The following is a 5,593-nucleotide window of genomic DNA, read 5'->3' as shown; positions in this document are numbered from 1 at the left end:
CCTTTTCTACTTGTCTTCTTTCAAATTCAAGTATAAGAAATTCAGGTGTTTTTTTCTTGCTTCAGGTGGCTAAACTAATTTTACAATTTGCCAATAATAAATGATTATAAGAAACAATGTCAAAAATTTGTTATATAATTTATAAGAATAATAAAGTTGAAAGAGGAAATCATATGTCAGTTACACATACTTACACACTTGCTAATGGTTACAAGATCCCAGTTGTTGGGTTTGGTACATGGCAGTCTAAAGATGGAGAAGAAGCTTACAATTCAGTAAAATGGGCACTTGAATCCGGTTACCGCCATATAGATACTGCTGAAGCATATGGCAATGAAGATTCAATTGGTCGTGCGATCAAAGATTCAGGGATTGCGCGTAAAGACTTATTTATCACAACAAAGCTTTGGGGAACAAATAGCTACGAAGAAGCAAGTGCAGCGCTTGAAAAGAGCTTAAAAGACTTGCAAGTAGATTATGTGGATTTATTCTTAATCCACTGGCCAAACCCTAAAGCTTTTCGCCCAGACTTTGTGACACGTAATGCAAATATCTGGAAAGCTATGGAAGATGGCGTCAAAGCTGGAAAAGTTCACTCAATTGGTGTATCTAACTTTCATGAACGTCACTTGTTACCCCTCCTTGAAGTGGCTGAGATTAAGCCTGTAGTCAACCAAATCTTGGTAAATCCATCTGATCAACAACTTGATATTGTTGAGTTTAATAAAGCGCATGATATTTTGACAGAAGCTTACAGCCCTCTTGGTACAGGCAAAATTTTTGGAGTTAAAGAACTACAAGATCTCGCCAAAAAATATGGTAAATCTGTTGCTCAAATCGTTTTGAACTGGCAATTGGAAAAAGGTTATCTTCCACTTCCTAAGTCAATTCATGCAGAGCGTATCGCTCAAAATGTTGATATCTTTGACTTTAAGCTTGAAGCTGATGATATTGAGCGAATTGATGGACTCCACGGGAAAGCTGGTCTTGCCAAAAATCCGGATGAAGTCGATTTCTGACATAGTTCTTTAAATGGGTAAAAGATCATTTTTTCTAATATAAATGGTCTTTTATCTTTGTATATTTTGATTCTTTTCTTTTGAGACTAAACAAATAAATAAGATTTTGTTACAATAACAAGCATGAAAAATAAAATCTTCTCGATTATTTTAATCGCATTAGGAACAGCTTTGATTGCAGTAGCTTCACAAATTTCATTTCCAATCGGCACTGTACCAATTACTCTTCAGACTTTAGCTGTGGGATTGATTGCTAGCCTTTACCATGTTAAGGAAACTTTTTTAACAATGCTATTATATTTACTGCTAGGTTTAATTGGCCTTCCAATATTTGCTGGAGGAGCAGGTGGATTTTCAGTAATTTATGGGCCAACAGGTGGTTTTTTAGTTACTTTTTTAATTTCAGGAACTTTGATTTCATCTCTATTAAGTATTTTCCATAAAAAAATCATTACTCTAGCTATTATCAATATGATTGGAGCAATATTAACGCTATTTCTTGGAACAATTTGGCTTAAAGTTTTTGTTAATATGAACTGGAGTGTTGCTTTTCTAACTGGCTTTATCCCTTTCCTGGCTGATGAAATTTTAAAGGTAGTGCTTATTGTTATTATAACCCGAGCTCTGATCCGAATTTTGCCGAGAATTAATTCTTACTTCGAATAAAAAAATGGACTATTCTGTCCATTTTTTTAATGAAATTTCTCCAGAGTTGAGAATGCGTTGAATACCGTCATTACAATTTACAATGAGTTCACCTTGTGGAGTTAGGTCTATAGCTACTCCTTGTAGGTCATGGTTATTCTGCTTAAAACTGACAGTCATTCCTAGTACAAAACAATGTGATTTATAAATTTCAAGATAGTTTAGATTTTCCAACCGCCTAAACTCGGACCAGATCTTAGAAATCAAATCTGATTCGGTTATACTAGGGTACTCCTGATTAGGGTAAAGAGAAGTAGCGCGATCGGACAGTTCTTCTGGAAAATATTGGATATCAAAATTAATCCCCATTCCGAGAATCATACCACTTGGTCCAGACTCAGCCAGAATCCCAACTATTTTCTTTTTTCCAAGATAGACATCATTGACCCATTTTATTGTAGGCTTTTTGGTTGTTAATTTTTCAATTGCACTGACAACGGCGGAAGCCGCTAGAATTGTGTATTGAACGTGTTTCTCATAGTTGGACTGCCCTAAATTGGCTGACATATAAATACCACCGGTGTTAGCTGCATAATATTTGCGACCAAATCTTCCGTATGTGGCGGTCTGATGGTCGGTTAGATAAAGTGTATTGGCTAATCCACCTCTAGCCTCAAGCTGAGTCGAGGGTGTTGTATCAAGTAGAACTAAATCTTCTAACCATTGATTGTGTTCCAAAATTTGTGCTTTGTCAAAAAAAGTCATAAATAATTTTAGCAAATTTTGTTTAATTATTTTCTTATCCTATTTTGAAATAAATTAAACTTTGATGTTTTGACATGTGTTAATTATTTAGAAGATTATAACCTTGAATTAGAAACTTGATTTTTAGATATTTTTTGTTATACTGAAATAAATCAAGGGAGTAGCGACATGAGTTTGACTCATGTGGACAGGTCGTCAGTACAGCGAAAGCTCGGCCTTTCTTAATTGCGAGACTTGTGGGTCAACCACAGGTCTCGTTTTTTTATTCAGATCTACCCTTTCACCCCCCTATTTATATAAAGGAGAATACTTTGGAAAATCTTTTTTCAAAAAGTAAGACAGTAGTGTTTGAGACTGTCAAATCAAGCGTTAAAGGCCTAACTTCTGAGGAAGCAGACAAGCGTTTAGTCGAAAATGGGCGTAATGAGTTAATAGCAACCAAGAAAAAGTCATGGTTTATTATGTTTTTGGATCAATTTAAAGACCTTATGATCATCATTTTACTGATTGCGGCAGTTCTCTCTGTTGTAACCTCTGGAGGTGAGGACATTTCTGATGCCATCATTATTCTCGCTGTTGTCTTAATCAATGCGGCTTTTGGTGTTTACCAAGAAGGTCGTGCTGAAGCTGCAATTGAGGCTTTGAAAAATATGTCATCCCCAGCTGCACGTGTACGTCGCGATGGACATATTGCAGAGATTGATTCAAAAAATTTAGTGCTTGGTGATATTGTTCTGCTTGAAGCTGGTGATGTAGTCCCGGCGGACATTCGCTTGTTAGAATCGGCAAGTCTAAAGATTGAGGAATCTGCTCTAACAGGTGAATCAGTTCCTGTTGAAAAAGATGCCAAGTCCGAAATCTCAGAAGATGCTGGAATTGGAGATCGACTAAACTCAGCCTATCAGAATTCAAATGTAACTTATGGCCGTGCGACAGGCGTTGTCATAGCTACAGGTATGTCAACAGAAGTTGGTAAAATTGCTAAAATGATTGAATCGGCTGATGAGACCGAAACTCCATTGAAGCGAAATTTAAATCGATTGTCAGGCTTTTTAACTTGGATGATTTTGGGAATTGCCATTGTCACTTTTGTTGTTCACGTTTTGAGATTAGACCAAATTACTCCAAATGGCTTAGTTGAAGGTCTAATGACTTCTGTGGCCTTGGCCGTAGCTGCTATTCCAGAAGGACTACCGGCTATTGTTACAATCGTTTTGTCACTTTCGACTCAAGTTTTAGCAAAACAGAACTCAATTATTCGTAAGCTTCCAGCGGTCGAAACTCTAGGGTCAACTGACATTATCTGTTCAGATAAAACCGGGACTTTAACAATGAACAAGATGACTGTGGAAAAACTCTATAGAAACATGATTTTGGAAGAGGCAAGTGCACCAGTTGAAAGCTCTGATTTAACACTTCAAATCATGAATTTTGCAAATGATACGAAGTTAACCGAGGCTGGAGAACTTTTGGGAGATCCGACAGAGACAGCTCTTGTGAAATATGGACAAGATAAAAATTATGATCTCACTGATGAGTTAATAATTCATCCACGTATTGCAGAATTACCTTTTGATTCAGACCGTAAGCTAATGTCAACTGTTCATGAATTTGATGGGTATTTCTTCGTTGCAGTCAAAGGGGCACCGGATCAACTTCTGAAACGTTTGAATAAAAAATCTGTCAACGGTGAAGTTTCAAAACTTACAGAAGCTGATAGTGAAGCAATTCTTGCCATTAATAAGTTATTGGCGACTCAAGCACTTCGTGTTTTGATGATGGCTTACAAAGAAATTGATGAAATTCCCTCAGATTTAAATAAGCTTGAGGAAGACCTTATCTTTGCGGGACTAGTCGGGATGATTGATCCCGAACGTCCGGAGGCGGCTGATGCTGTTGCAACTGCTAAATCAGCAGGTATTCGTCCGATAATGATTACAGGCGATCACCAAGATACTGCTGAGGCTATCGCGAAACGCCTCGGCTTGATTGACGAGGAAGATAACGAAGATCATGTTTTGACAGGTGCTGAACTCAATGAATTGACTGATGAGGAGTTCCAAAAGAAAGTTAAGCAATACAGTGTATATGCCCGTGTTTCACCAGAACATAAAGTACGCATTGTTAAAGCCTGGCAAAACGAAGGAAAAGTGGTTGCGATGACTGGAGATGGCGTTAATGATGCGCCCGCACTAAAAACTGCTGACATTGGTATAGGCATGGGAATCACAGGAACGGAAGTTTCAAAAGGGGCCTCTGACATGATTTTAGCTGATGATAACTTTGCGACAATCATAACGGCAGTTCATGAAGGACGTAAGGTCTTTGCAAATATTCAGCGCTCGATCCAATATCTCCTTTCAGCCAACACAGCTGAGGTATTGACTGTTTTTTTGGCCACTTTGTTTGGCTGGGCCACGTTACTTCCAGTACATTTACTTTGGATTAACCTTGTCACTGATACATTACCTGCTATTGCATTGGGTGTAGAACCAGCAGAGCCGGGTATTATGAATGAAAAACCTCGTGGGAAAAAAGCAAGCTTCTTCTCAGGTGGCGTCCTGTCGTCAATTATTTATCAAGGAATCTTACAAGCAGGTCTGGTCATAGCAGTTTATGGCTTAGCTTTGGCTTTTCCAGCTCACACTGTAGCAAATACTTCTATTTCTCAAGCCCAAGAACTTCTCCGTCATATCGGAGATGGGACACATGCGATCTTAATTGATCATATAGCTTTGATTTCAGCACTGGAACATGCAGATGCATTGACAATGTCCTTTGCAACACTTGGATTAATTCAGCTCTTCCATGCCTTCAATGTAAAATCGGTCTACCAATCCATCTTTACGGTGGGACTCTGGAAAAATCGGACTTTTAACTGGGCTCTTCCTGTTAGTTTTGTTCTTCTTGGCATAACAATTTTGGTCCCAGGTTTTAACCAGCTCTTCCACGTCAGCCAGCTTGACCCATATCAATGGCTAATGGTAATGATTGCAAGCATCTCGGTTATCATAATTGTGGAAGGAGTAAAACTTATTCAAAGAAATTTATCAAATAAAACTTTATAAAAAAGGCAAATTGTAAAATTAAGTTAGCCACCTGAAGCAAGAAAAAAACACCTGAAACCTTTATACTTGAATTTGGAAAAATAAAGTAGAAAAGGA

The 5,593-nt window shown here is 37.8% G+C and carries 4 protein-coding genes; 3 read left to right on the top strand and 1 reads right to left on the bottom strand.

Features of this window, described 5'->3' with window-relative positions:
* Window positions 1-173 precede the first annotated feature (173 nt).
* A complete protein-coding gene (locus HNQ37_RS08185) occupies window positions 174-1,019 on the top strand; it encodes an aldo/keto reductase (protein ID WP_183541211.1) in 846 nt (281 codons plus the stop codon).
* 123 nt (window positions 1,020-1,142) lie between these two features.
* Entirely contained in the window at window positions 1,143-1,685 is a 543-nt protein-coding gene (locus HNQ37_RS08180) for a biotin transporter BioY (protein ID WP_183541209.1), read from the top strand.
* Window positions 1,686-1,694: 9 nt separating this feature from the next.
* Here HNQ37_RS08180 and HNQ37_RS08175 read toward each other — a convergent pair whose 3' ends face one another.
* The gene (locus HNQ37_RS08175) at window positions 1,695-2,429 is read right to left on the bottom strand and encodes a biotin--[acetyl-CoA-carboxylase] ligase (RefSeq protein ID WP_183541206.1); all 735 of its coding nucleotides are present in this window, start codon (window positions 2,427-2,429) and stop codon (window positions 1,695-1,697) included.
* A 290-nt stretch (window positions 2,430-2,719) separates the two neighbouring features.
* On the opposite strand from HNQ37_RS08175, the gene HNQ37_RS08170 reads away from it, so the two are divergent.
* Window positions 2,720-5,497 (top strand): cation-translocating P-type ATPase, encoded by a 2,778-nt coding sequence (locus tag HNQ37_RS08170; RefSeq protein WP_425486336.1) that lies wholly within the window; start codon window positions 2,720-2,722, stop codon window positions 5,495-5,497.
* The last annotated feature ends 96 nt before the right edge of the window (window positions 5,498-5,593 follow it).

Source organism: Lactovum miscens, from assembly GCF_014202895.1.
Lineage (GTDB): Bacteria > Bacillota > Bacilli > Lactobacillales > Streptococcaceae > Lactovum > Lactovum miscens.
The sequence above is the reverse complement of the archived record's forward strand: the minus strand, read 5'-3'. Positions and strand labels throughout refer to the sequence as shown.